General features: G+C 43.8%; 24 protein-coding genes. 17 read left to right on the top strand and 7 right to left on the bottom strand.

The genetic code is table 11. The features are described 5' to 3' along the window. Positions 1-7: 7 nt before the first annotated feature. The 3 genes from ACTQ16_RS00180 to ACTQ16_RS00190 are packed head-to-tail and all read right to left on the bottom strand — an operon-like array spanning position 8 to position 1519. On the bottom strand, positions 8-487 hold the full coding sequence (locus ACTQ16_RS00180; protein WP_441932844.1) for a hypothetical protein: 480 nt from the start codon (positions 485-487) through the stop codon (positions 8-10). A gap of 54 nt (positions 488-541) precedes the next feature. Then, complete coding sequence (locus ACTQ16_RS00185; RefSeq protein WP_441935473.1) at positions 542-931, bottom strand: hypothetical protein; 390 nt, start codon at positions 929-931, stop codon at positions 542-544. Positions 932-979: 48 nt separating this feature from the next. Then, positions 980-1519 (bottom strand): RNA polymerase sigma factor, encoded by a 540-nt coding sequence (locus ACTQ16_RS00190; RefSeq protein WP_441935475.1) that lies wholly within the window; start codon positions 1517-1519, stop codon positions 980-982. A gap of 1009 nt (positions 1520-2528) precedes the next feature. Here ACTQ16_RS00190 and ACTQ16_RS00195 point away from each other — a divergent pair. The 5 genes from ACTQ16_RS00195 (at position 2529) to ACTQ16_RS00215 (ending at position 5365) form a co-directional block, all read left to right on the top strand. After that, positions 2529-2918 carry an A1S_2505 family phage non-structural protein gene (locus ACTQ16_RS00195; RefSeq protein ID WP_441935856.1) on the top strand — a complete coding sequence of 130 codons (390 nt, stop codon included), beginning with the start codon at positions 2529-2531 and terminating at the stop codon, positions 2916-2918. A 22-nt stretch (positions 2919-2940) separates the two neighbouring features. Next, on the top strand, positions 2941-3768 hold the full coding sequence (locus ACTQ16_RS00200) for an ADP-ribosylglycohydrolase family protein (protein WP_441935477.1): 828 nt from the start codon (positions 2941-2943) through the stop codon (positions 3766-3768). A 59-nt stretch (positions 3769-3827) separates the two neighbouring features. After that, a complete protein-coding gene (locus tag ACTQ16_RS00205) occupies positions 3828-4043 on the top strand; it encodes a DUF3791 domain-containing protein (RefSeq protein ID WP_153082927.1) in 216 nt (71 codons plus the stop codon). 31 nt (positions 4044-4074) lie between these two features. After that, the gene (locus ACTQ16_RS00210) at positions 4075-4371 is read left to right on the top strand and encodes a DUF3791 domain-containing protein (protein WP_441935479.1); all 297 of its coding nucleotides are present in this window, start codon (positions 4075-4077) and stop codon (positions 4369-4371) included. 106 nt (positions 4372-4477) lie between these two features. Then, a complete protein-coding gene (locus tag ACTQ16_RS00215) occupies positions 4478-5365 on the top strand; it encodes a hypothetical protein (protein WP_441935481.1) in 888 nt (295 codons plus the stop codon). 496 nt (positions 5366-5861) lie between these two features. Here the strand turns inward: ACTQ16_RS00215 and ACTQ16_RS00220 are convergent, their stop codons facing one another. Then, a complete protein-coding gene (locus tag ACTQ16_RS00220) occupies positions 5862-6485 on the bottom strand; it encodes a vWA domain-containing protein (protein WP_218417003.1) in 624 nt (207 codons plus the stop codon). A 190-nt stretch (positions 6486-6675) separates the two neighbouring features. Here ACTQ16_RS00220 and ACTQ16_RS00225 point away from each other — a divergent pair, with 190 nt between their 5' ends. From ACTQ16_RS00225 to ACTQ16_RS00260, 8 genes are all read left to right on the top strand, one after another. Then, entirely contained in the window at positions 6676-8265 is a 1590-nt protein-coding gene (locus ACTQ16_RS00225) for an AAA family ATPase (protein ID WP_441935857.1), read from the top strand. A 57-nt stretch (positions 8266-8322) separates the two neighbouring features. Further along, positions 8323-8703 (top strand): fluoride efflux transporter CrcB, encoded by a 381-nt coding sequence (crcB, locus tag ACTQ16_RS00230; RefSeq protein ID WP_117586400.1) that lies wholly within the window; start codon positions 8323-8325, stop codon positions 8701-8703. A gap of 270 nt (positions 8704-8973) precedes the next feature. Further along, positions 8974-9582, top strand: coding sequence for a DUF6621 family protein (locus tag ACTQ16_RS00235; protein ID WP_441935483.1), 609 nt, complete (start codon positions 8974-8976; stop codon positions 9580-9582). 30 nt (positions 9583-9612) lie between these two features. Next, complete coding sequence (locus ACTQ16_RS00240) at positions 9613-10854, top strand: saccharopine dehydrogenase family protein (protein ID WP_006848470.1); 1242 nt, start codon at positions 9613-9615, stop codon at positions 10852-10854. Positions 10855-10873: 19 nt separating this feature from the next. Then, a complete protein-coding gene (gene recA / locus ACTQ16_RS00245; RefSeq protein ID WP_294970343.1) occupies positions 10874-11905 on the top strand; it encodes a recombinase RecA in 1032 nt (343 codons plus the stop codon). A 332-nt stretch (positions 11906-12237) separates the two neighbouring features. Next, positions 12238-14142 carry a molecular chaperone DnaK gene (gene dnaK, locus ACTQ16_RS00250; protein WP_294970346.1) on the top strand — a complete coding sequence of 635 codons (1905 nt, stop codon included), beginning with the start codon at positions 12238-12240 and terminating at the stop codon, positions 14140-14142. Between the two features lie 189 nt (positions 14143-14331). Further along, on the top strand, positions 14332-14736 hold the full coding sequence (locus ACTQ16_RS00255) for a hypothetical protein (protein ID WP_441935486.1): 405 nt from the start codon (positions 14332-14334) through the stop codon (positions 14734-14736). Positions 14737-15176: 440 nt separating this feature from the next. Then, positions 15177-15830, top strand: a complete 654-nt coding sequence (locus ACTQ16_RS00260; RefSeq protein WP_295347601.1) for a hypothetical protein — start codon at positions 15177-15179, stop codon at positions 15828-15830. Between the two features lie 47 nt (positions 15831-15877). Here ACTQ16_RS00260 and ACTQ16_RS00265 read toward each other — a convergent pair whose 3' ends face one another. The 3 genes from ACTQ16_RS00265 to ACTQ16_RS00275 form a co-directional block, all read right to left on the bottom strand. Then, positions 15878-16327: an N-acetylmuramoyl-L-alanine amidase gene (locus ACTQ16_RS00265; RefSeq protein WP_441935488.1), complete on the bottom strand. Its 450-nt coding sequence runs from the start codon at positions 16325-16327 to the stop codon at positions 15878-15880. A 47-nt stretch (positions 16328-16374) separates the two neighbouring features. Next, entirely contained in the window at positions 16375-16509 is a 135-nt protein-coding gene (locus ACTQ16_RS00270; RefSeq protein ID WP_295347597.1) for a smalltalk protein, read from the bottom strand. Positions 16510-16601: 92 nt separating this feature from the next. Beyond that, positions 16602-17207, bottom strand: coding sequence for an HU family DNA-binding protein (locus tag ACTQ16_RS00275; RefSeq protein WP_295347595.1), 606 nt, complete (start codon positions 17205-17207; stop codon positions 16602-16604). 257 nt (positions 17208-17464) lie between these two features. Between ACTQ16_RS00275 and ACTQ16_RS00280 the strand changes: the two genes are divergently transcribed. The 4 genes from ACTQ16_RS00280 to ACTQ16_RS00295 all read left to right on the top strand — a co-directional run bounded on the left by ACTQ16_RS00280 (position 17465) and on the right by ACTQ16_RS00295 (position 20766). Then, positions 17465-17896 (top strand): hypothetical protein, encoded by a 432-nt coding sequence (locus ACTQ16_RS00280; protein ID WP_317604561.1) that lies wholly within the window; start codon positions 17465-17467, stop codon positions 17894-17896. 118 nt (positions 17897-18014) lie between these two features. Then, the gene (locus tag ACTQ16_RS00285) at positions 18015-19439 is read left to right on the top strand and encodes a hypothetical protein (RefSeq protein WP_441935491.1); all 1425 of its coding nucleotides are present in this window, start codon (positions 18015-18017) and stop codon (positions 19437-19439) included. Between the two features lie 272 nt (positions 19440-19711). Next, complete coding sequence (locus ACTQ16_RS00290) at positions 19712-20305, top strand: Panacea domain-containing protein (RefSeq protein ID WP_295347590.1); 594 nt, start codon at positions 19712-19714, stop codon at positions 20303-20305. Beyond that, positions 20296-20766, top strand: a complete 471-nt coding sequence (locus ACTQ16_RS00295) for a hypothetical protein (RefSeq protein ID WP_441935493.1) — start codon at positions 20296-20298, stop codon at positions 20764-20766. The genes ACTQ16_RS00290 and ACTQ16_RS00295 overlap by 10 nt, the downstream gene beginning before the upstream one ends. The last annotated feature ends 119 nt before the right edge of the window (positions 20767-20885 follow it).

The following is a 20885-nucleotide window of genomic DNA, read 5'->3' on the forward strand; positions in this document are numbered from 1 at the left end:
ATTTCTTTTAAAAATTTCTTCTAGGTCTTGGCTTGCCGTCCTTTCCCATTCCTTTGCGAAGACCTTTCTGAGCAAAGCGTTTCATCATCTGGCGCTCTATCTCATAAACCCGCTGAATCTGCTGCTGGGTCAGGAACTGGGAATACTTCTTGTAATACTTCTGACGGATGTTGAGAATCTTCTCGCTCATCTCGAAGCGCTGTTTAATCTCCTGTTCTGTCTGAGCATCTGTCTTTACTTCGCCTTTCTTATGATGAAGGCGAGGTCCTAAAGCCCAAACTTCTTTCTGACACTCGGCATAGGTGTCAATAAACTTAGAACTGGTCTTGTCATCAAGCCCCAAATCGTGAGCAATATATCGTGCCTGCTTTTCAGCCAACTGTTCACGAGAAAGGCGCTGCTTCTGATTAGGCGCCTGTGCACATACATTTGTTGTAACAGTCATCATAGCGATGACCATCATCAAAATACCTAAAATCTTTTTCATAATTCACCTTTTTATATATTATAGAATCTATTTATTATATATTACTGAGTCCGTTTATTCATCAAGAAAGACATCCTCCTGATAAACATTGAGCAAATAAGCCTGATCAGCAGAAGATAACTGAGCGAAAGCCTGATCAACCGCCTGCATCTCATTATCTGCCTGAGATGGCAGAGAAGAATGAGGCGCCATGAAATCGATGTTGAGTACCAGGAGTACTGCCACCGATGCTGCCACAGCCATTGCAGCCGTCCATATCACCTTCATCAGAGGTCGCTTCTTCGGCTGTCTCCTGACAGGTACTTGTTTGTCATCCTTCACCTGTTCCAGGATATTGGCTTCCATCTCCTTGAAGAATCCTTCTGGCGTTGAGTAAGGCATCCGCTTACCCACCTGGTCGAAGTCAAACTTCCCGGTTTTGTTGAAATCAAAATTTGTATCCATATTCTTTTCCATTTTGAATAACCATTTAAAAACTCACAGAACTCTCACTTAATCGTTCGAATTCATGTACTTGATAATTTTCTCCTTGGCAACATGATAGCTTGCCTTGATACTGGTTGGCGTGGAATCCGCAACCTTCGCTATTTCGTCGAACCCGAGTTCATCGTAATATCTCATATTGAATGCCAGCTGCTGCTTAGGCGGAAGCGAGAGAATCGCTTTCTGCAGTTTTACTGCCACCTTATCATCGAAGTCGATATAATTATCGGCTGGGATGAGACTGACGCCCGTTGAATCTGATTCCAGAGAAACTTCTTTCTGTTTCCGTTTGCTGATGAGCCGCAAAGCTTCGTTGGTAGCGATGCGGTAAATCCAACTTCTCAGTGAGCAGTCGCCCCGATATTGATTGAACGAGCGATAGATTCTCACAAAAGTTTCCTGCAATGCATCCTGTGCATCATCATGCGAAACCACCAATCGGCGTATGTGCCAGTAAACCGGTTCCTGATACTTCATCATCAGTATTCTGAATCCGTTCTCCGGGCATTTCTTCAGCGTATCCACTATGCCTTTGTCATTTACACTCATATTCGTTTATTTTCATGAACGTTACGATTATATGACCTGCAGAAAAGGGAAAAGTAAAAAGCGGGATGTATTTTTTCGATACCAGCTTAATTTTTACTTCTCTTTTCTCTTTTAATATCATAGAGAAGAGAAAAAAGGGAGCTATTCTTCCTGTTTCTCAAAGAAAAAGTATATATTTGCAAACGGATTGCGGATATCAAAAAGATATATCGATATGAAGAAAGAAAAGAATTTTTCAGAAACTGATGTTCAGAAGAAGACATTGGAAAGCTTATCGGATGATGAGATTCTGCAGGGCTTCAAGGATGCCGATGCGAGAATCGTAAGGGAGTATTACTACGGATACTGCCGGGTGGCTTATTGCATCTACGATAAGCGATATGACCTGCAGCACAAGCCGGGCATGGACTTCTTCTCGCTGGCCCACGAATATTATCTCTATCTCTGCGAACACGACTTCAAGCCTTTGGAAGACCGGAAGCCGAGCATGTCGCTCAAAACCTGGATGGTGAATGGTTTCCGCTTCCTGCTGCTGGATAAACTGAAGGAAGTGGTAAAGGAGCATCGCTTCGAGAGTTTCGAAGCAAGGCAGGAAAGCCGCAAGATGCAGTTTGACGTGACCGACAACCAGTTTGAGCACGATCTTTATCAGACGATAGAGGACATCGGCAATTTCTATTATGGCAGAGACAGCAAGAACAGCATCATTCTGAAGATGCTCTATATAGAGGGATTCAGGGGCAAGGACGTAGCCGCACAGTTGGGCATTTCCCATTCAGCCGTCACCCAGCGTTGCCAGAAGATGATGCACGATGTGGTGATTCCTTATTTCAAGAGATACTTCGATGCATCGGAATACGGAAGCTATCTGTCGTTCGGCGACGAAGACGCATGTATCGAAAGTGCTCCGAAGATGTCGATGCCGAGAATGATGTCCGAATGCAAGTGCTGCGAGGAATCGGCAGATAATAGCAATAACATATTTAATAATAAGAATAATATGGAAGATATGAAGAAGGGAAGAATCACTCCTAGCTGGATTGATTCATTGAAGGAGAACGAGATTTTTGTGTTTGGCAGCAATCTGGCTGGCATGCATGGTGGTGGTGCAGCCCGTATAGCCCGATTACATTTCGGTGCCGTCATGGGCAAGGGTGTAGGCTTGCAGGGCCAGAGTTATGCCATCCCTACAATGCAGGGCGGCGTGGAAACCATCCGTCCATACGTGGAGGAATTCATTATCTTTGCCCATCAGCATCCCGATCTTCATTTCCTAGTAACCCCAATAGGTTGCGGCATCGCCGGCTTCGAAGCCGAAGACATCGCCCCATTGTTCGAGAAGGCAAAGGAGATGAAGAACATCTGCCTGCCTGAGAGTTTCTGGGAGGTGATAGAGTAAAGTTATAGATAATTAGCAGTTTATGTTAGGAGCAATAATAGGAGATATTGCTGGCTCAAAATATGAGTTCAACAATACGTTTGATTATGATTTCGAGATGTTCGGCGAGGGATGCGACTTCACCGATGATACCATCTGTACGGTAACGGTAGCCGATGCGATACTGAACGGACGAAGCTATCAGGAAAGCCTGCTGGATTGGTGCCGCCGCTATCCTTCTCCAAAAGGAGCGTATGGCGGAAGATTTGCGGGGTGGATTCATTCTCTTGATCCGCAGCCATATAATAGTTTTGGCAATGGTTCGGCAATGCGAGTATCACCGGTAGCTTGGCTATTCGATGACCTGTCGCAGGTTTTGGAAGAGGCAGAGAAAACGGCTCTTCCTACCCATAACCATCCCGAAGGAATCAAGGGAGCCAAAGCCGTGGCTCATGCCATCTGGCATTTCCGCAAGAGCAGATTCTCAGAAGAATCTAAGGAGTGTAAAGATAAGAATTCTAAAGAATCTGATGATAAGGCAATGAAAGCCTTCAAGGATATCGCCCGCAGCTATTACGAGGATTTCGATACCCGAGATTATCCAAAAGGCAAGTTCGATGAAACCTGCATGGATGCCGTACCATTATCTTTCTATCTCCTCTCGCAAGCCTCATCCTTCGAAGATGCTATCCGCCTAGCCATATCTCATGGCGGCGATAGCGATACCATCGGAGCCATCGTTGGCTCCATCGCCGAAGCACGATTCGGTATTCCACAAGAGATTAAGAACAGAGCTATGGAATATCTGCCGGATGAGATGCAAGATGTATTGAAACAATTTGCAGGGAAATGCGAAATAAAGCCCAAATAATTTGGTGTTATCGAAGAAAAGTCTTAACTTTGCCCCATACATATTAAAAAAGTAAGATTATGCAAGAATATCAATTGGATTTCGTAACCTATTGCGTTGGCAACTTAGCCGACCGATTGAACATGAGTGCCAGTAAGGTATATAAGATGTTACGGTCAACAGATATCTTAAATGGCTATATGATACCCTGCTATGATGTACTCCATACTTTCGGCAAGGAGTATATCATGGACGATTTGATTAACTTGTTAAAGAAACGGGGAGCATTGAAATAAGTCAGATGAAATAATATAAGGAGGACTCTTTATGGAAGCAAACAAGACTATACTTCAAATGAAATATGCTCGCATAGTATCTATCTTTGCAGAGCAAACAGGCATTACATTGGAAGATGCCCTAGATTTCTTTTATACTTCTTCTATTTATCAGATGATGAATGAAGGCATTGCAGACATGCATTGCAGAAGCGATGGATATTTGGCAGAATTAATCAAAGAAGAGTGGAAAAAGAAAGACAAGACAGCATCGTTCAATATCTGCTCCGACAATTTCAGCAATTCTACAGAAAGGATCACAAACGTTCTTAAGCCTAAAAATATTTAGCCTTAAGGGAAAATAATCACCATCAACTTTTCACGGAAATTCCTTTCAAACTCCAAGGCTTCGCAGGAATAGGCAGAGGATTCACATGTCACACAAAAAATGTAACATGCAAAATAATGCCACAAAAATTTGGTGTTATCGAAGAAAAACCGTATTTTTGTGGCAATTAAAACAAGCAGATATGACGAATCATGATTTTTGGATGTCCATCAGCGACATAATCAATGAAGGATTTACATCTGAAGGTCTAGCAAAATTAGATGATTATGCAGAACAATTCAGTACTGGAAAGATCTTATATAAACGATTTTCACCGTCAGAACAGTATGGGTGCCGTGAAGGAGGTAGAATCCATGTTATTGCATCCTTACTCGCGGGAGCAGAAGTTGGCACAGATCAACTCTCTGCGCCAGAAGGCAGTTTCAAAAGAGAGCAGCAACTCGGAAAGATCCAAGAGAAGAGAATAGAAGATTGGGCGAAAGCTGCTGGATTTTGGATAAGCAACACAGATGAAACTTATAAACAAACTTTGGGCGAGAGAATTGCTCAAGGGGGAGAAGCCATTGTGTTTGACAATGGCAATAAAGTTCTAAAAACCATTGGATTAGATTATTTCATTCTGCCTATTTTTGCCTTAGATAGAATCTCTTTACACAATGCTTATTTTGAAGAAACGGAAATGAATGTATTGGGATTTGGCAGAAATACCAACAATGATTTTATGGTGATAGTAGAACAACCTTTTATTCACGGCAAGATGATGGCAGATTCAGAGATTGCAACTTTCGTGGAACAAATGGGTTTTAAATCTATCAATCCTAAAAATTGGACCTTTGCAAATAAGGATATTTATCTTAGCGACATGCATGATGAGAATGTTCTTCTTTCTCCTAATGGGCATATTTGTGTAATAGATTGCGATATACGTATTAATATCCCAGAACTCAGGACAGGAGGAACTCGTATTTTAACCAACGAAGTAGAAATTCAATAAGCCTAATTATGAGGGCTTAAATTACGTCATGCCTGATTAAGAACTTACTTGAGAGTAGGCAGAACGTCTTGGAAACTGCATCGGGATGTAGTAGACTGTACGTCGGGACGTATCCATTATTACGCCGGGACGTATCAGATGCTACGTCGGGACGTAATTTCTTCTACGTCGTCAGTCAAAATTGCAAAAAAGCGATTGAAAACGCCCAGCATTGAACCGGGGAAAAGTTTTTTTGTTCAATGCTTTCTTATTTTTAGTCCCAAAATTCCTCTAAAACACCTATATTTCGCTGATTTTATGGCAATATATGGCAGATTATGGCAATTCTTGAAAAAAACAATTATAATACAGCAGATAGAAAAACACTAATCCTTTTCAATATTCCATCTGTTGCAAAAACAAAAAGGGTGCGCCATTGCCTTATAACACACCCCTCATATTATAATTTAGTTTACTCGCTTGCAGGTAATTCTCTGCTTATACTGAGGTCCATCCTTTATTTCTCCTCAAAGTAACTGCCTGCTTCCATCTTGCAATCCATCGCACGGCACTTGTTGTAGCGCTCTCGGGCTCTGTTTTCTCTGGCAAACATCGCCTTGGTGCCAGCCTCATCTTCTGAGAACTGCAAGTGGTTGTCGATGCCCATACCATGAGCAATATTCTCCACATCAAGATCATCGGTGCCGATGAAGGTAAAGGTCCAGTTCTGCTTCTTCAGCTTCTCTATGAGGTTCTTGATCATCTTCAGATCATACTCCTCGCTGCAGTTCTCCTCACCATCCGTAATGATGGTTACCAATACGCTGTCATCCTCGGTGGTCAGGGCGTTGATCTTGGCGATGCCCATGCCGATGGCATCATAAAGAGGGGTGCCGCCACATGGGTTGTAATCCCTTGATTTCAAAGGCTTAGTATGATGAGCAGACACATTATCATAAAACAGATTCTTGTGGGTGCTGTCGAAGGTGATGAGCGTAACCCGCTGCTCCATGTCCTTATGCGTCTTCTGCATTTTCTGAATCGTGGTCAGGGTCTCGTTGATACCCACCAGTGCCTGGCGCTCGATAATACTCATGCTGCCACTCTCATCCACTACCAAAAGATTGAATACTCGTTTCATAACTTGTTTCTCCTATTAATATTAATTGTTCAACATAATCTTATCTGTAAGAAGAGGAATCTTCCCTGCTTCTATTTATCCCTTTAAAGAAAGATTAGAGGGAAAAATTAAGAAAAGGTACATAAAAAATTTGCTTGTATCGTTATTTTTTGTAATTTTGCAGAAAATAAGAAACAAGAGTATGGGCAATATGAAATATCCGATAGGCATACAGAGCTTTGAGAAAATCATCACAGAAGGATATCTTTATATAGATAAGACTCAGATGATTTATGATATGGTAGAAAATGGCAAGATTTACTTTCTGAGTCGTCCCAGACGATTTGGAAAGTCACTTCTCGTTTCTACACTGGAATGCTATTTCCAAGGAAGAAAAGAACTGTTCAAGGGCCTAGCCATTGATCATCTGGAAACCGACTGGAAACAATATGCGGTATTCCACCTTGATTTCAACGGCAAGGATTTCACACAAGCAGGTCAGCTGGAGAAGACGCTGATTGATTTCGTTGAATCGCAGGAAGCCATCTACGGCAAAGCCCCCTTTGCTTCCACCCTCGGCGACAGATTCATTGGCGTACTGAGAAATGCCCACGAAAAAACAGGACTTCGCGCCGTTGTCCTTATTGATGAATACGACAAGCCTCTGCTAGACGTATTGGATTCTACACTGAAAACAACCGATGCAGATGGCAACGAGCGGCTGTTGGAAGATAGGCATCGGGAAATTCTGAAAGGCTTCTACAGTGTATTCAAGGCTGCCGACAAAGACTTGCATTTCGTTCTGCTTACGGGAGTTACCAAGTTTTCGCAAGTAAGCGTATTCAGCGGTTTCAACCAACCCGAAGACATCAGCCTTTCTGCCCACTTCGATACGCTTCTCGGCATCACTGAAGACGAGTTGCAATCAACCTTTGCGCAGCAAATCACAGAAATGGCCGAGGAATATGATGTTTCAAAGGAAGATATGCTGATAAAACTGAAACGCCAGTTTGATGGTTACCATTTCAGCCGCAGGATGCGAGGCGTATATAATCCTTTCAGTATCTTGCGCGCCTTCAAGGAAATGCTCATCGATGACTATTGGTTCAAAACGGGTTCGCCCACCTATCTGGTTCGCCTGCTAGCTCATAGCGATGAAAACATCAACGAACTGGTGGGGAAATATTATCCCACCAAGGATTTCGACGATTACAAGGCCACCGTAGAGCGTCCTTTGCCAATGATATATCAAAACGGATATCTGACTATCAAGGGATGGTCAAGGAATACCAATTCCTATCTGTTGGATTTTCCGAACGATGAAGTAAGAAGGGGATTCATCAGTTTGCTGGCTGCAGATTATCTGAAGCCAAAGGTTTCACCAGATTCCTGGGTTCTACAGGTAATCGAAGCATTGGGAAAGGGAGAATGCAAAAAGCTGCATCAGCTGATGGTTTCTTTCTTTGCCAGCATCCCTTATTCCCAACGAAGAAAAGATGATGAACGTGAGAAGGAGCGTTATTTCCAATATACATTCTATCTGGTATTGAGGATGATCAGCTCCTATACCATCTTCATTGAAAAAGAACAGAGCGAAGGAAGAGTAGATTGCATCATAGAAACTCCTCTATACATTTATATATTTGAGTTTAAGAGGGATGGAAGCGCAAGAGAAGCACTCCAGCAAATCGAAGATATGGGATATGCTCGGGAATATTTATCAGATAAGAGAAAGATATTCAAGATAGGATGCAGTTTCTCATCAAAAACAGGAACAATAGATGATTGGGGAGAGAACTGAATCTCTCTCCGATTGCATTTTATAAATCACCTATTTATTATATAAGGAGATAAGGAGATGAAAGAAGTATTGATAGTAAGCATTGGCAGCTTCTTCGGAGGCGGCATGAGATATTGGGTATCGAAGATGGTGCAATCCTGCACGGTGATTGCCTTTCCGTTCGGAACCATGGCGGTGAATGTGGCAGGATGCCTCATCATCGGGTTTCTCTCAGGATTGAACTGGAGGGAAGGGGGATGGATGTCGCCATCTGCCAAACTGCTGCTCACCACGGGGTTCTGCGGAGGATTCACTACCTTCTCTACCTTTATGAACGAGGGAGCAGGACTGATGAAAGAAGAGAATTATGTCTATATGATGCTCTATCTCTTCGGAAGCCTGGCGCTGGGACTTATCGCCGTTCTCGCCGGACATTATCTGGCGAAGATTATCGCATAAAAGACTTCGGAGAGCAGAAAGAAGAAGAGCCCGGATTGCCGAGAAAGAAGACCGGAGAATAAAAAGAAGAAGAGCCTCGGATTATCACATAAAATACAGAAGATAGTATTCCATCAAATGAAGAAATGATGAAAATACTATCTTTTTTATTATTTTATATTTTCAAAATGCCTTAATTACGAAATTTATTCGTAAATTTGCAGAAATAATCTGCACTCGACAATTTGAAAGCAAGCTTTCATCATGCTCGTTTGCTTAATTTTTGCACCAATGAATACATTAGATACAAACAATATAAAATGGAGCGAGAATGTAATCATAGCTGACGCCGATTATATCGACCGAGTGGCTTTCGACCTGATAGTCAACTTCGAACGAATGATTAACCGTCGCATCCAACCAGCCGATATGGCACAATGGGCAGTATGCATTGCCCTTGATGGAGGTCTGAGAGAGGGCGAGCACGAGACACAGGTTGTGCTTATCCACGACAAGCAGTCGATGGCGATGAAGAACTTCCGCCCTTCCAACTATGAGAAGGATCTGAACGCTCAGGCTTTCAAGGATGATAAGCTCGGAGAATTCATCATCTCTTCTTATCCTACAGAGGAGAAGATGGTAGGCAAGGATGACTTCCTCGTAGATGTGGCACGCACCGTATGCAACGCCAAGGAAGTGAAGCGAGTGATGGTAATCCCAAATTCTGAGGATGGAGATGCTTACGACCGACTCCGCGAGATACTCCGTAAGGTAGATGACGATGACAGGCGCATCACCCTCTTTGCCATGCAGCCCATGCCAGGCGGCAACTTCAGACAGGAGATTCTCGGTTATTCGCTCATGAATGCCCTGGGAATTTCGGCAAATGAGATAAAGTAAACATTAAACACTTAACATTAAAGATAAAAAATGAGTAGAGTACTTATGATTGGCGCAGGTGGCGTGGCTACCGTAGCTGCCTTCAAGATCGTCCAGAACCAGGACGTTTTCACCGAGTTTATGATTGCTAGCCGTCGCAAGGAAAAGTGCGATAAGCTAGTTAAGGATATCCACGCAAAAGGCTACAAGATGGATATTCAGACAGCTGAGGTGGATGCCGACGACGTTGAGCAGTTGAAGGCTCTCTTCAATAGCTACAAGCCTGAACTTGTCATCAACCTCGCTTTGCCTTATCAGGATCTTACTATCATGGATGCCTGTCTGGCTTGCGGTTGCAACTATATGGATACCGCTAACTATGAGCCTAAGGACGAGGCTCACTTCGAGTACTCATGGCAGTGGGCATACAAGGATAAGTTCGAGCAGGCAGGTCTCTGCGCTATCCTCGGCTGCGGTTTCGACCCAGGTGTTTCCGGCATCTTCACCGCATACGCTGCCAAGCATCACTTCGATGAGATTGAGGTGCTCGACATCGTGGATTGCAATGCCGGTAACCATCACAAGGCTTTCGCAACCAACTTCAACCCTGAAATCAATATCCGCGAGATTACCCAGAAGGGACTCTGGTATAAGGATGGCGAATGGATTGAAACCGACCCACTCTCTATCCACAAGCCTCTCACCTACCCTAACATCGGCCCTCGCGAGAGCTATCTGATGCACCACGAAGAGTTGGAGAGCCTGGTAAAGAACTACCCTACCATCAAGGAGGCACGCTTCTGGATGACCTTCGGTCAGCAGTATCTCACCTACCTCGACTGCATCCAGAACCTCGGCATGAGCCGCATCGACGAAATCGAGTACGAGGCTCCATTGGCAGACGGTTCCGGCAAGACAGCCAAGGTGAAGATTGTTCCATTGCAGTTCCTCAAGGCCGTATTGCCTAACCCACAGGATCTCGGCGAGAACTATGATGGCGAAACATCTATCGGTTGCCGCATCCGTGGTAAGAAGGATGGCAAGGAGCGCACCTACTACGTTTATAACAACTGCAAGCACCAGGAAGCTTACAACGAAACCGGTATGCAGGGCGTTAGCTACACCACCGGTGTACCAGCCATGATTGGTGCCATGATGTTCCTCAAGGGCATCTGGAAGAAGCCAGGCGTCTGGAACGTAGAGGAGTTCGACCCAGATCCATTCATGGAACAGTTGAACAAGCAGGGATTACCATGGCACGAAGTGTTTGATGGCGATTTGGAAATTGACTAAACTTTAAACTAAATAAGATATGGCAAAAGAAATGCAAGAGGGAAAATTGAATCCCAATGAAGGCAAGCTGAAAGCCCTTCAGGCAGCCATGGCAAAGATAGAAAAGGACTTCGGTAAGGGCTCTATCATGAAACTCGGCGATGAGCACGTTGAGAATATCGAAGTTATCCCTACAGGTAGTATCGCTCTCGACAATGCACTGGGCGTAGGCGGTTATCCTAAGGGACGTATCATCGAAATTTATGGTCCGGAATCTTCCGGTAAAACAACATTGGCTATCCATGCCATCGCAGAGGCTCAGAAGGCTGGCGGTATCGCTGCTTTCATTGATGCTGAGCACGCTTTCGACCGTTTCTATGCGGCTAAATTGGGCGTTGATGTTGATAACCTGTGGATTTCACAACCAGATAACGGTGAGCAGGCGTTGCAGATTGCCGACCAGCTGATCAGTTCTGCTGCTGTAGACATCGTAGTTGTTGACTCTGTAGCCGCCTTGACTCCTAAGAAGGAAATCGAAGGCGATATGGGTGACAATGTGGTTGGTCTCCAGGCTCGATTGATGAGTCAGGCTCTCCGCAAGCTCACTTCTACCATCAGCAAGACCAACACTACCTGCATCTTCATCAACCAGTTGCGCGAGAAGATTGGTGTTATGTTCGGCAACCCTGAAACAACAACAGGTGGTAACGCTTTGAAATTCTATGCATCTGTTCGCCTGGACATTCGCAAGGCAACAGCTATCAAGGATGGCGATGAGGTAGTAGGTAATCAGGTTCGCGTAAAGGTTGTGAAGAACAAGGTGGCTCCTCCTTTCCGCAAGGCTGAGTTCGACATCATGTTTGGCGAAGGCATCAGCCGTGCCGGTGAGGTATTCGGTCTGGCAGTAGCCAACGACATCATCGAAAAGAGCGGCAGCTGGTATAGCTATGGCGGTTCTAAACTCGGACAGGGTGCCGATGCCTGCAAGGCATTGCTCAAGGATAACCCTGAACTTCTCGATGAACTGGAAGCTAAGGTTCGCGAAGCACTTTCTGCCAAGGAGCAGAAATAAAGTAAGATAAGGTTTTACACCTTATTATATATAGGAGTTTTATCTGAAAAGAAAGATTTCTCAATCATATTACAGGAATCAAGATAGGGAGAATGCGACATTTTATCGCCTCCTATATCTTGATTCCTTTTATTTTGTCAGCATCATCTGACACCTTGTCAGCCACCTTGAACTAAAATTCCCTTGGCACATGCTTTGTTATTAAGGAAAGCGTGAACGCTGAGTTCAGGAGGTTCCCGACAGATGCATATCTTCGGCAGACTTCCCCGAAGGCAGCGATTCATGAGATAAATAACATATTAATAACGAAAAAATAAAAAAAAGATATAATCATGGGAAAAGTAATTGGAATTGACTTGGGTACCACAAACAGTTGTGTTGCCGTTTTCGAAGGTAGCGAACCAGTTGTAATCGCTAACAGTGAAGGTAAGCGTACTACTCCATCAGTAGTAGGTTTCGTTAAGGATGGTGACCGCAAGGTAGGTGATCCTGCTAAGCGTCAGGCCATCACAAACCCTAAGAACACAGTATATTCTATCAAGCGTTTCATGGGTGAGACATACGCTCAGAGCCAGAAAGAGGCTGAGGCAATGCCTTATACAGTAGTAAACGAGGGTGGTTATCCACGTGTTGAAATCGAGGGTCGCAAGTATACTCCACAGGAGATTTCTGCAATGGTTCTCCAGAAGATGAAGAAGACTGCAGAGGATTATCTCGGACAGGAGGTTACAGATGCTGTTATCACAGTTCCTGCTTACTTCTCTGACTCACAGCGTCAGGCTACTAAGGAGGCAGGTCAGATTGCAGGTTTGAACGTTCAGCGTATCGTAAATGAGCCTACAGCCGCAGCTTTGGCTTACGGTGTTGACAAGGCCAACAAGGATATGAAGATTGCCGTATTCGACTTGGGTGGTGGTACATTCGATATCTCTATCCTGGAGTTCGGTGGCGGCGTATTCGAGGTACTGTCTACCAATGGTGATACTCACCTGGGTGGTGATGACTTCGACCAGGTAATCATCAACTGGTTGGCTGATGGCTTCAAGGCTGAGGAAGGCGTAGATCTCCGCAAGGACCCTATGGCTATGCAGCGCTTGAAGGAGGCAGCTGAGAAGGCTAAGATTGAGTTGTCTAGCTCTACATCTACAGAAATCAACTTGCCATACATCACAGCCGTTGACGGTATGCCAAAGCACTTGGTTAAGACTTTGACCCGTGCACAGTTCGAGCAGTTGGCTCACAACCTGATTCAGGCTTGCTTGGTACCTTGCCAGAATGCCGTTCGTGACGCTAAGCTCTCTACATCAGATATCGACGAGGTTATCCTGGTGGGTGGTTCAAGCCGTATCCCAGCCGTTCAGACACTCGTTAAGAACTACTTCGGCAAGGAGCCTTCTAAGGGCGTTAACCCAGATGAGGTTGTTGCAGTAGGTGCAGCTATCCAGGGTGCCATCCTGAACAAGGAAGAGGGTGTTGGTGACATCGTATTGCTCGACGTTACTCCATTGACTCTCGGTATCGAGACCATGGGTGGTGTAATGACCAAGCTCATCGATGCTAACTCTACCATCCCTTGCAAGAAGAGCGAGGTATTCTCTACAGCAGCTGATAACCAGACAGAGGTTACCATCCACGTATTGCAGGGTGAGCGTCCAATGGCAGCTCAGAACAAGAGCATCGGCCAGTTCAACCTGACAGGTATTGCTCCAGCTCGTCGTGGTGTTCCTCAGATTGAGGTTACCTTCGATATCGATGCCAACGGTATCTTGAACGTATCAGCTAAGGATAAGGCTACAGGCAAGGAGCAGAGCATCCGCATCGAGGCTTCATCTGGCTTGAGCGAGGACGAGATCAACCGCATGAAGGCTGAGGCAGAGCAGAACGCTGCTGCTGATAAGGCTGAGCGCGAGAAGATTGACAAGATGAACCAGGCTGACAGCATGATCTTCACCACCGAGAACTTCCTGAAGGATAACGGTGATAAGATTCCTGCAGACAAGAAGCCAGGCATCGAGCAGGCATTGCAGCAGTTGAAGGATGCTCACAAGGCAGGTGATGTTGCAGCCATCGATTCAGCTATCAACAACTTGAACACCGTCATGCAGGCTGCTTCTCAGCAGATGTATCAGGGCGGTCAGCAGGCAGGTCCTCAGGGTGCTCAGGGCGGTCAGCAGGCACAAGGCGGCAACAATGGCGCCCAGGATGTTCAGGACGCTGACTTCGAGGAGGTTAAGTAAAGTCAATAAAATGACATAGAAACAAAATAAATATTATCGGGAAAGCCGTGTAACTCAATGAGTTGCACGGCTTTTTCTGTTTCTTAACAATTCTAAAGTTTTTTGGTTGTCTCAGAAAAATTACCAATAGTTGCCACTATGCGAAGTTCATAAAAAAATACATGATTCAAAAATAAGAAAGTTAGTATTATGGCAACAGTAAAAGTAAAATTCAGAGCATCCTCGGTGCCAGGAAAGGAAGGCACATTGTATTATCACCTCATCCAGTCACAGATAGATTGGAAGATGAAGCAGATGCAGTGCATTGGTACCAGAAATAACTACACCAATGCCGCCAAACGAGCCATTACTGTAAAGGATATTCGCAAGATAGAAAAGTTGGACTTGCCAAGAGGATCATCCCTTGACAAGGCACGAGACCTGTTCCTGCTCAGCTTCTATCTCCGAGGCATGGCATTCGTGGATATGGCATTCCTGAAGAAGACAGACCTGAAATGTGGTTTGGTGAGTTATAACCGCCGCAAGACCCACCAGAATATCAATATCGAGTGGATGAAACCGATGCAAGCCATCATCGACAAATCGGAAAGATGATAGGCTTGAAGATACCATTGAAGTGTATACCTTTGTAAAGGAACTATCATAAATTCACCCGCAAAACCACTTTGTGGAAATGTTTAGCAAACTTCGCCCTTCTTATTAGGAATGAGCAAAGCATTCGGAAACAAACGAAAATCCGCAATTTAGAGGAAGCATATAATGCCGATTAGCTAAACATTTGTAGTATATTTTGGGAGTTATATACAAAAAAATAATTAAATTTGACAGATAATTCAGGGGAAATTAGTATTTTTGCATTTAGTTATATCATTCCTAATAAGAATGAGCAACGAATGTAAAAAAATAAGCATGTGCAAGATTATATCGGCTAATGCTCATAAGATATTAAGATTATGCATAATAATATAAAAGAAGCCAGGCTTCCTCAATCATCATGTATGGTTGTAGCCAAGAACATAAAGTAGAACGAGAATATGACGCAGGATTGCTTGAATTCACCTTCTACAGCCGACGTAAGCAAGCGCTTACCAAAGGGCATCAACATTACTGGGGCTGATAAAAAATCGGATCCAGGTATAGAAGGAATGCCTTGGGGTTATCTGTTTATCCATAACAAGACAGCCCAGGTTTTTGAAAAAGAAATGGAAACCTATAATAAGAAAAATCCCAATTCTTCCCATGCTTGTTTTATCCATCGTTCTTACACATACAGACAAAAGAACGAGAACGGAGGAGTAAAGAAAGAATTGAAGCCAACCATTAGCGGACTTGTCTTCTTACAGGGCGAAACTGGCGACCTGCAAGATTTTCTAAGAGCATATTACCCACAATACCATTTAGTAAATGACAGATGCAAGGGTGAGCCTGCATCTATTAGCAATCAGGTGATGCAACCTTTCATGACTGTCTTGAAAGACAATCCTGAGAGAGTGACCTTTCTTAGAGACCCATTCGAGAAATTTGCCAAAGACCATGTAAAACTACGTGTGAAAACAGGCATTTTCAAAGGATGCGAGGGATACATCGTCCGTATCGACCGTGACCGTCAGCTCGTCTTTGACTTCGGAGGCTACGCTGTAGCCATTCGTGGATTATACAAAGAGGACTTTGCAGTGGTGGAAGAATAAGGCATGGACTTGATGATAACGTATATCACCAAGTCCACGAACACTAATCACAACTCTTCTATCCACCCGAATACGGCATGGGTATCAAGACAAGGACATTCCTTAGGTGTAGCACCCGGCAAGTCACGATGCCCCACAATCTTCGCTTTTGGGAAAAGCTGATGGAGATTGATGAGCAAATCAGCGATTCGCTCCTCCTGCTCTTTGGTGAGCGTATTGGCAGGTTTGCCATGCTCGTCCAGTCCACCCTCATAGCAGATGCCGATACTGCATCTATTATAAGGTACACAATGAGCACCCACTTCCAGCAACATTCTGTGCTGCGTCTTCTTACCATCCTTTCGGATATAGAAGTGATAGCCAATGCCACGGAAGTGGCGAGCCAGATGGTCACGGAGCAACATTTCCTCCGTATAGTCTCGGTCACATCTCGTAGCCGAGCAGTGAATAACGAGGTATTTCACCTCCTCTTCCGTCATCATTTGAAGTCTTCTCATGATATTTATACATTATAAATTATACATTGTACATTATAAATTATCCATTATAAAATGTTTGCGCACGAGCTTACTCCAAGTGCCGTCAAGGCAGCGATGATAGCTTGAACGACAGCATTCACGATTTGAATCCAAGAAATCTTCTTGATTCCCGAATTTTGATTTTCATTGAGATTGATCATAATAGTAAATGAAATTAAAGATGAAACATCAGTTAGATAGCAAAGAGGTGGCTGCACCCAGCCCTAAGCTGGGCACAGCCGATGGATTACTCCTACATTCCTACATCCTCTCCGTCAGGGTTGCTGCCGCCACCAGAAGTGTTGCCGCCACCAGAAGTGTTGTCGCCACCAGGGTTTGGTGTATCACCACCATCACCAGATGGCTTGTTGCCACCGTCACCCTCGTCCTTGGTAGGCTTCTTCTTCGCAGCCTCCAGGTCAACGGTACTCTCGTTCGCCTTTTCAGCCTTAAGCAAGGCAGCTTGACCAGCACGGCTTGCCACGAGTTTGAACTCAGCTTTATCAACAAGGTTCTCAAAGTCCACACCAGGGTTGAACTTGATGTTCACCGACTTGATGTTTTCCTCGGTAAACTTCTCCAGCGACTCCGCACCCTCACAGTTGATGGAGATGCTAAAGACACCAAACTCACCGAGTTTAATCTTGTTGCCGTTGAGCAGTTGCTCTACAATGCAGTCGCACATGTCCGACAGGATAGCTTTCACCATACCTCGGCTGTAGCCAGCGTTGTGTGAAGCAATGTGCTTGCAAAACTTGTTCAAGTCCCAGATCTCACGAACTTGGTTCTTGGCATAAGCCTTTTGAGGCTCCTCTGGTTTGATAGGATTACCCATCATGTAAATAGAATACTCAATCATAATCGATTCCTTTCTTTTAAATTGTTAATACTAAGTGAAGATAGACTTTGCGCATCATCTATGTGTATCAAGGGATTTGTAATCCCGTCTGATTTACGGTTGCAAAGATACAACATCCGCAGTCCGAAAACAATTCCGTTGAAAGGCATTGAAAAACGTTGAATATCTATTGAAAAAGGTTAAGAAAATCATTAAGAAATCATAGCCAGCAAGTCATTTTTTACCCTTTTACCTTTTTACCTTTTTACCTTTATCCGATGTCAGATGTAACTTTCAACATATACGGAGGCAATAACCAAATCCTCCCCAACGCTACAAAGGCAGAGCAAAACTTCTATGGCGACCAGTTCGCAGAGAAGACGCTTGCCAAGGATGGCGAAGCACCTCAACCTCTCACCGAGGAAGAACAGGCTTTGTCTATATATATAAATAAGGTGGAATCCTTGCGAGGCTACATCACCCTCCTTCGTTCCTGTAAGACAGCGAGAGACCTGGGCGAGGTGGTGGCAACCATGCGACAGCAAGAGCCATCCCTCACCGATGAGCTGATAGTGAAGCAGAGTTTCATTTCCCTTCTCCTTCCCTTCGTTCCGAAATGGGAGAAAGGACAGACCATCGACAACATCCGGGTGGCAATCAATACAGCCTGGACGGCGCGCAAAAAGACTATCCGTCAAGCAGGTCGCTAAAACACCCCCAAAAAAGTATCTTAAGATACATGGGCAAGTATCCTAAGATACTTCGCCAAGTATCCTAAGATACTTTGGAAAGTATCCTAACCCTCTTTCTAACATTCAAATTTTGAAAATGGCAGATACATCATTTGATATCAACAACGGAGCCAATCAAATTGCTCCCAAGGCAAAGACTCAGAACCAATATTTCTTTGGTGAGGAATTCGCTCGCAAAATATTGGGAAGCAAGGATAAGCCACTTAGTCTGGTAGTGCTCGGTGCAGGAGTGGATGCCACAATTGGCTTGCCGACATCAGCCGACCTTATACCTCGCATTGTCGATTTCTTGGAAACCGATGAAGGCAAGACGCTCGATGCCATTTTGCGCAAGGCAATAGGCAGAGTACATTTCCATTTCGACAAGTTTGTGAGTACAGCCATCGACCGTTTGGCAAAGGACTTGGACAGGGAGATTGTTTCCATTTGCCATAATATCAACGACGAACTTGCCAACAACGCAAGCCTTGATGAGTCACAACGCAAGTTGGGTATGCTTATCGTTCGCCTTTTCAAAAAGGTGTTGGACTTCAAGAAAGGAGCAGAGATTGATGCCGAAACGATGAACTTGATAGAAGAGGTTTTTAATACGGTTGTAAAAGATGACAGCATCATAGATTTAAGCCATCTCAACTATACCGACACATTCAAGAACATCATCGTGGAGATACTTCAGAAGAGCATCCATGAGTCGAACAATCCCATCTTGCGCCATATCTATAAGAATATGCTCGATATAGAGCAATTGCTCGCAGGGTATTTCTATGGATTTTATACGGGGCAAAACAGTTATATCCGCGACTATCTATACATATCCTGGATTCTATGGGCATACTTGGTAAGCGAGGAGCAGCGAAAGGCGCAAGAGAATGTGGCTGTAAAGAACAAAGAAAACCACACTATTTACGACCAATTGGAAGGAAAAGACTGCCAAGTCATCACGTTCAACTATACATCGTATGCTTCCCAAGCCTCTCCGACTGCTCTCTATTTCCATGGCTCACTCAAAGAGTATGTAGATGTAGAGAACAAGAACGATTTTCTGCATGATGATTTAACGACCATTGATTTAGAAGATTTCTTCAAGAATCAACTTGCAGCCGAGATAAGTTTTGATCCAGACCACAAGTCTATACCCATCCCATCATTCTTGCCACCATTAAAGTTGCGCCCTGTCATATCCAAGCATTACATTGATACATGGTATCATGCTTCTCAGATGGTGCTGCGTGCAAGTAAGATCATCATTCTTGGCTATTCATTCTCTTCAGCCGACAACTATTTCTGTGATATGTTGCGAGAGAACCACGATGCACAAATCATCATTATCGACAAGAACATGGAAATAGCAAGTCGCAATGTGTGTCGTTGCCTCCAGTTGGATGCCAATCGCTACACCAAGCAAATAAAGGATGGGCATGAGATACGTAAATACAACAATCGAGTGACGGTTATTGGAGCAGACTTGTCGGATGTGAATTTGGATGATGTGGAACTTTAGAATAACCTCCTCATTCGAGTGACGACTAGTGCAGAGCGATACTGCAATGAGGAACAAAATAAAATTAAACACCATCGTATTCCGCACAACTCAAAAGATCTGCGTCATCAGCGAAATCCGCGTGCCCTTAATCCCCCAGAACGCACAGGTCTAAGAAATCTGTGTAATCTGTGCAATCTGTGGGACATTAGAGCACAAAGCAAAAACTCCCCTAAAAATTTGGTAGTTTCAAAGAAAACCCTTATATTTGCAGGAAAAAAGGAGATACAATAATGAAGACAATAGATCAGATTTTGAAAATAAAGGCAGTAGTGCTTTACATACTGAAAGCATTCCCTGAAGGAGTTGATTATATTCATCTCTTTAAGGTAATGTATTTTGCGCAGCAAGATCTGTTGAAAGAGTATGGATTGCCAATCATTTACGATACCTTTGTAGCAAGAAAGCATGGTCCTGTACCAGCTTTAACCTATAAGGTGTTGCGTGGTATTGAAGGCAAGGCAGACCTTTCTTCGCCAGAATTGAAGGATTTTGCAAATTCATTGAATATAGCTATCTCTCAGGATGGTCATCAGCTTGTTCTTGCTTCCAAAAATGCTGAATGCGATATGGATGAACTATCTGTAGCTGATGTGAAGATGTTGGATAAATGGATAGAAAAGTGCAAGGATGTAGAATCCTTTGACCTATCTGATAAGTCCCATGAAGACAGAGCTTGGAAACGTGCAAAACGTCAGGCGGACAAGACAGGTGAGGACACCAAGATAACCATGTATGATATGGCAGCTGCGGCAGGAGCAAGCAAAGATATGCTATGTGTAATTCGTGACCGCCAATCAGTTCAAAAAGCATTATCATGGATTTAAGGGAGTTGCAGAAATCCTATCTTGATAATCTTCGTAAGGTTACCGAAGATAAATTAGAAATAGGTTCGTTGGTACGAACAGTTATTTCAATAGAAGAAGGCTTGGTCTTCAAGGATGGAAGGAAGCAGAAACCAAAGAAGTTAGTAATTATCGGAGTAGATAAAGTGAAAAAAGTATGTTATGGTTCAGTATTGGTTAATACAAAAATGAGTCCTAAGGCAGCTTATTCCGATTCTTTTCTTTCAGCCCAATATGTTCTTCATCAAACAGATTACCCTGAATTTTTGAAGTATGATAGTTTTGTTGATTGTGGTATGCTCTTTTCTATCCCATTAAAGAAATTGATGGAAGGAGAGTATTTTGGAACTTTGACCTCCCAAGATCTCCAAGGAATCTTTGAAGTTCTTAAAACAACCGAAACTCTTACTAATAAGGAAAAGAAGAGATTTGGAATCATTTGAAGAAGTTAGTTCCATTTTGGAACATACTGCCTCTGATGGGTACCTCCCCAGATGTAATCCTATCAAAAGTAGAATAAAACAATATTCCTCATTCGAGCGACGACCAGTGCAGAGCGATA

Origin of the sequence: Prevotella sp. LCP21S3_D2, assembly GCF_052118345.1 — a bacterium.
Lineage (GTDB): Bacteria > Bacteroidota > Bacteroidia > Bacteroidales > Bacteroidaceae > Prevotella.

Bases quoted from the DNA above. Each gene is read 5' to 3' on its own strand.
- ACTQ16_RS00200 (WP_441935477.1), top strand. From the start codon at position 2,941: ATGTTAGGAGCAATAATAGGAGATATTGCTGGCTCAAAATATGAGTTC.
- dnaK (WP_294970346.1), top strand. From the start codon at position 12,238: ATGGGAAAAGTAATTGGAATTGACTTGGGTACCACAAACAGTTGTGTT.
- ACTQ16_RS00260 (WP_295347601.1), top strand. From the start codon at position 15,177: ATGACGCAGGATTGCTTGAATTCACCTTCTACAGCCGACGTAAGCAAG.
- ACTQ16_RS00290 (WP_295347590.1), top strand. From the start codon at position 19,712: ATGAAGACAATAGATCAGATTTTGAAAATAAAGGCAGTAGTGCTTTAC.
- ACTQ16_RS00265 (WP_441935488.1), bottom strand. From the start codon at position 16,327: ATGAGAAGACTTCAAATGATGACGGAAGAGGAGGTGAAATACCTCGTT.
- recA (WP_294970343.1), top strand. From the start codon at position 10,874: ATGGCAAAAGAAATGCAAGAGGGAAAATTGAATCCCAATGAAGGCAAG.
- ACTQ16_RS00220 (WP_218417003.1), bottom strand. From the start codon at position 6,485: ATGAAACGAGTATTCAATCTTTTGGTAGTGGATGAGAGTGGCAGCATG.
- ACTQ16_RS00205 (WP_153082927.1), top strand. From the start codon at position 3,828: ATGCAAGAATATCAATTGGATTTCGTAACCTATTGCGTTGGCAACTTA.
- ACTQ16_RS00195 (WP_441935856.1), top strand. From the start codon at position 2,529: ATGAAGAAGGGAAGAATCACTCCTAGCTGGATTGATTCATTGAAGGAG.
- crcB (WP_117586400.1), top strand. From the start codon at position 8,323: ATGAAAGAAGTATTGATAGTAAGCATTGGCAGCTTCTTCGGAGGCGGC.
- ACTQ16_RS00295 (WP_441935493.1), top strand. From the start codon at position 20,296: ATGGATTTAAGGGAGTTGCAGAAATCCTATCTTGATAATCTTCGTAAG.
- ACTQ16_RS00215 (WP_441935481.1), top strand. From the start codon at position 4,478: ATGCAAAATAATGCCACAAAAATTTGGTGTTATCGAAGAAAAACCGTA.
- ACTQ16_RS00240 (WP_006848470.1), top strand. From the start codon at position 9,613: ATGAGTAGAGTACTTATGATTGGCGCAGGTGGCGTGGCTACCGTAGCT.
- ACTQ16_RS00270 (WP_295347597.1), bottom strand. From the start codon at position 16,509: ATGATCAATCTCAATGAAAATCAAAATTCGGGAATCAAGAAGATTTCT.
- ACTQ16_RS00235 (WP_441935483.1), top strand. From the start codon at position 8,974: ATGAATACATTAGATACAAACAATATAAAATGGAGCGAGAATGTAATC.
- ACTQ16_RS00280 (WP_317604561.1), top strand. From the start codon at position 17,465: ATGTCAGATGTAACTTTCAACATATACGGAGGCAATAACCAAATCCTC.
- ACTQ16_RS00285 (WP_441935491.1), top strand. From the start codon at position 18,015: ATGGCAGATACATCATTTGATATCAACAACGGAGCCAATCAAATTGCT.
- ACTQ16_RS00225 (WP_441935857.1), top strand. From the start codon at position 6,676: ATGAAATATCCGATAGGCATACAGAGCTTTGAGAAAATCATCACAGAA.
- ACTQ16_RS00180 (WP_441932844.1), bottom strand. From the start codon at position 487: ATGAAAAAGATTTTAGGTATTTTGATGATGGTCATCGCTATGATGACT.
- ACTQ16_RS00275 (WP_295347595.1), bottom strand. From the start codon at position 17,207: ATGATTGAGTATTCTATTTACATGATGGGTAATCCTATCAAACCAGAG.
- ACTQ16_RS00185 (WP_441935473.1), bottom strand. From the start codon at position 931: ATGGATACAAATTTTGATTTCAACAAAACCGGGAAGTTTGACTTCGAC.
- ACTQ16_RS00255 (WP_441935486.1), top strand. From the start codon at position 14,332: ATGGCAACAGTAAAAGTAAAATTCAGAGCATCCTCGGTGCCAGGAAAG.
- ACTQ16_RS00190 (WP_441935475.1), bottom strand. From the start codon at position 1,519: ATGAGTGTAAATGACAAAGGCATAGTGGATACGCTGAAGAAATGCCCG.
- ACTQ16_RS00210 (WP_441935479.1), top strand. From the start codon at position 4,075: ATGGAAGCAAACAAGACTATACTTCAAATGAAATATGCTCGCATAGTA.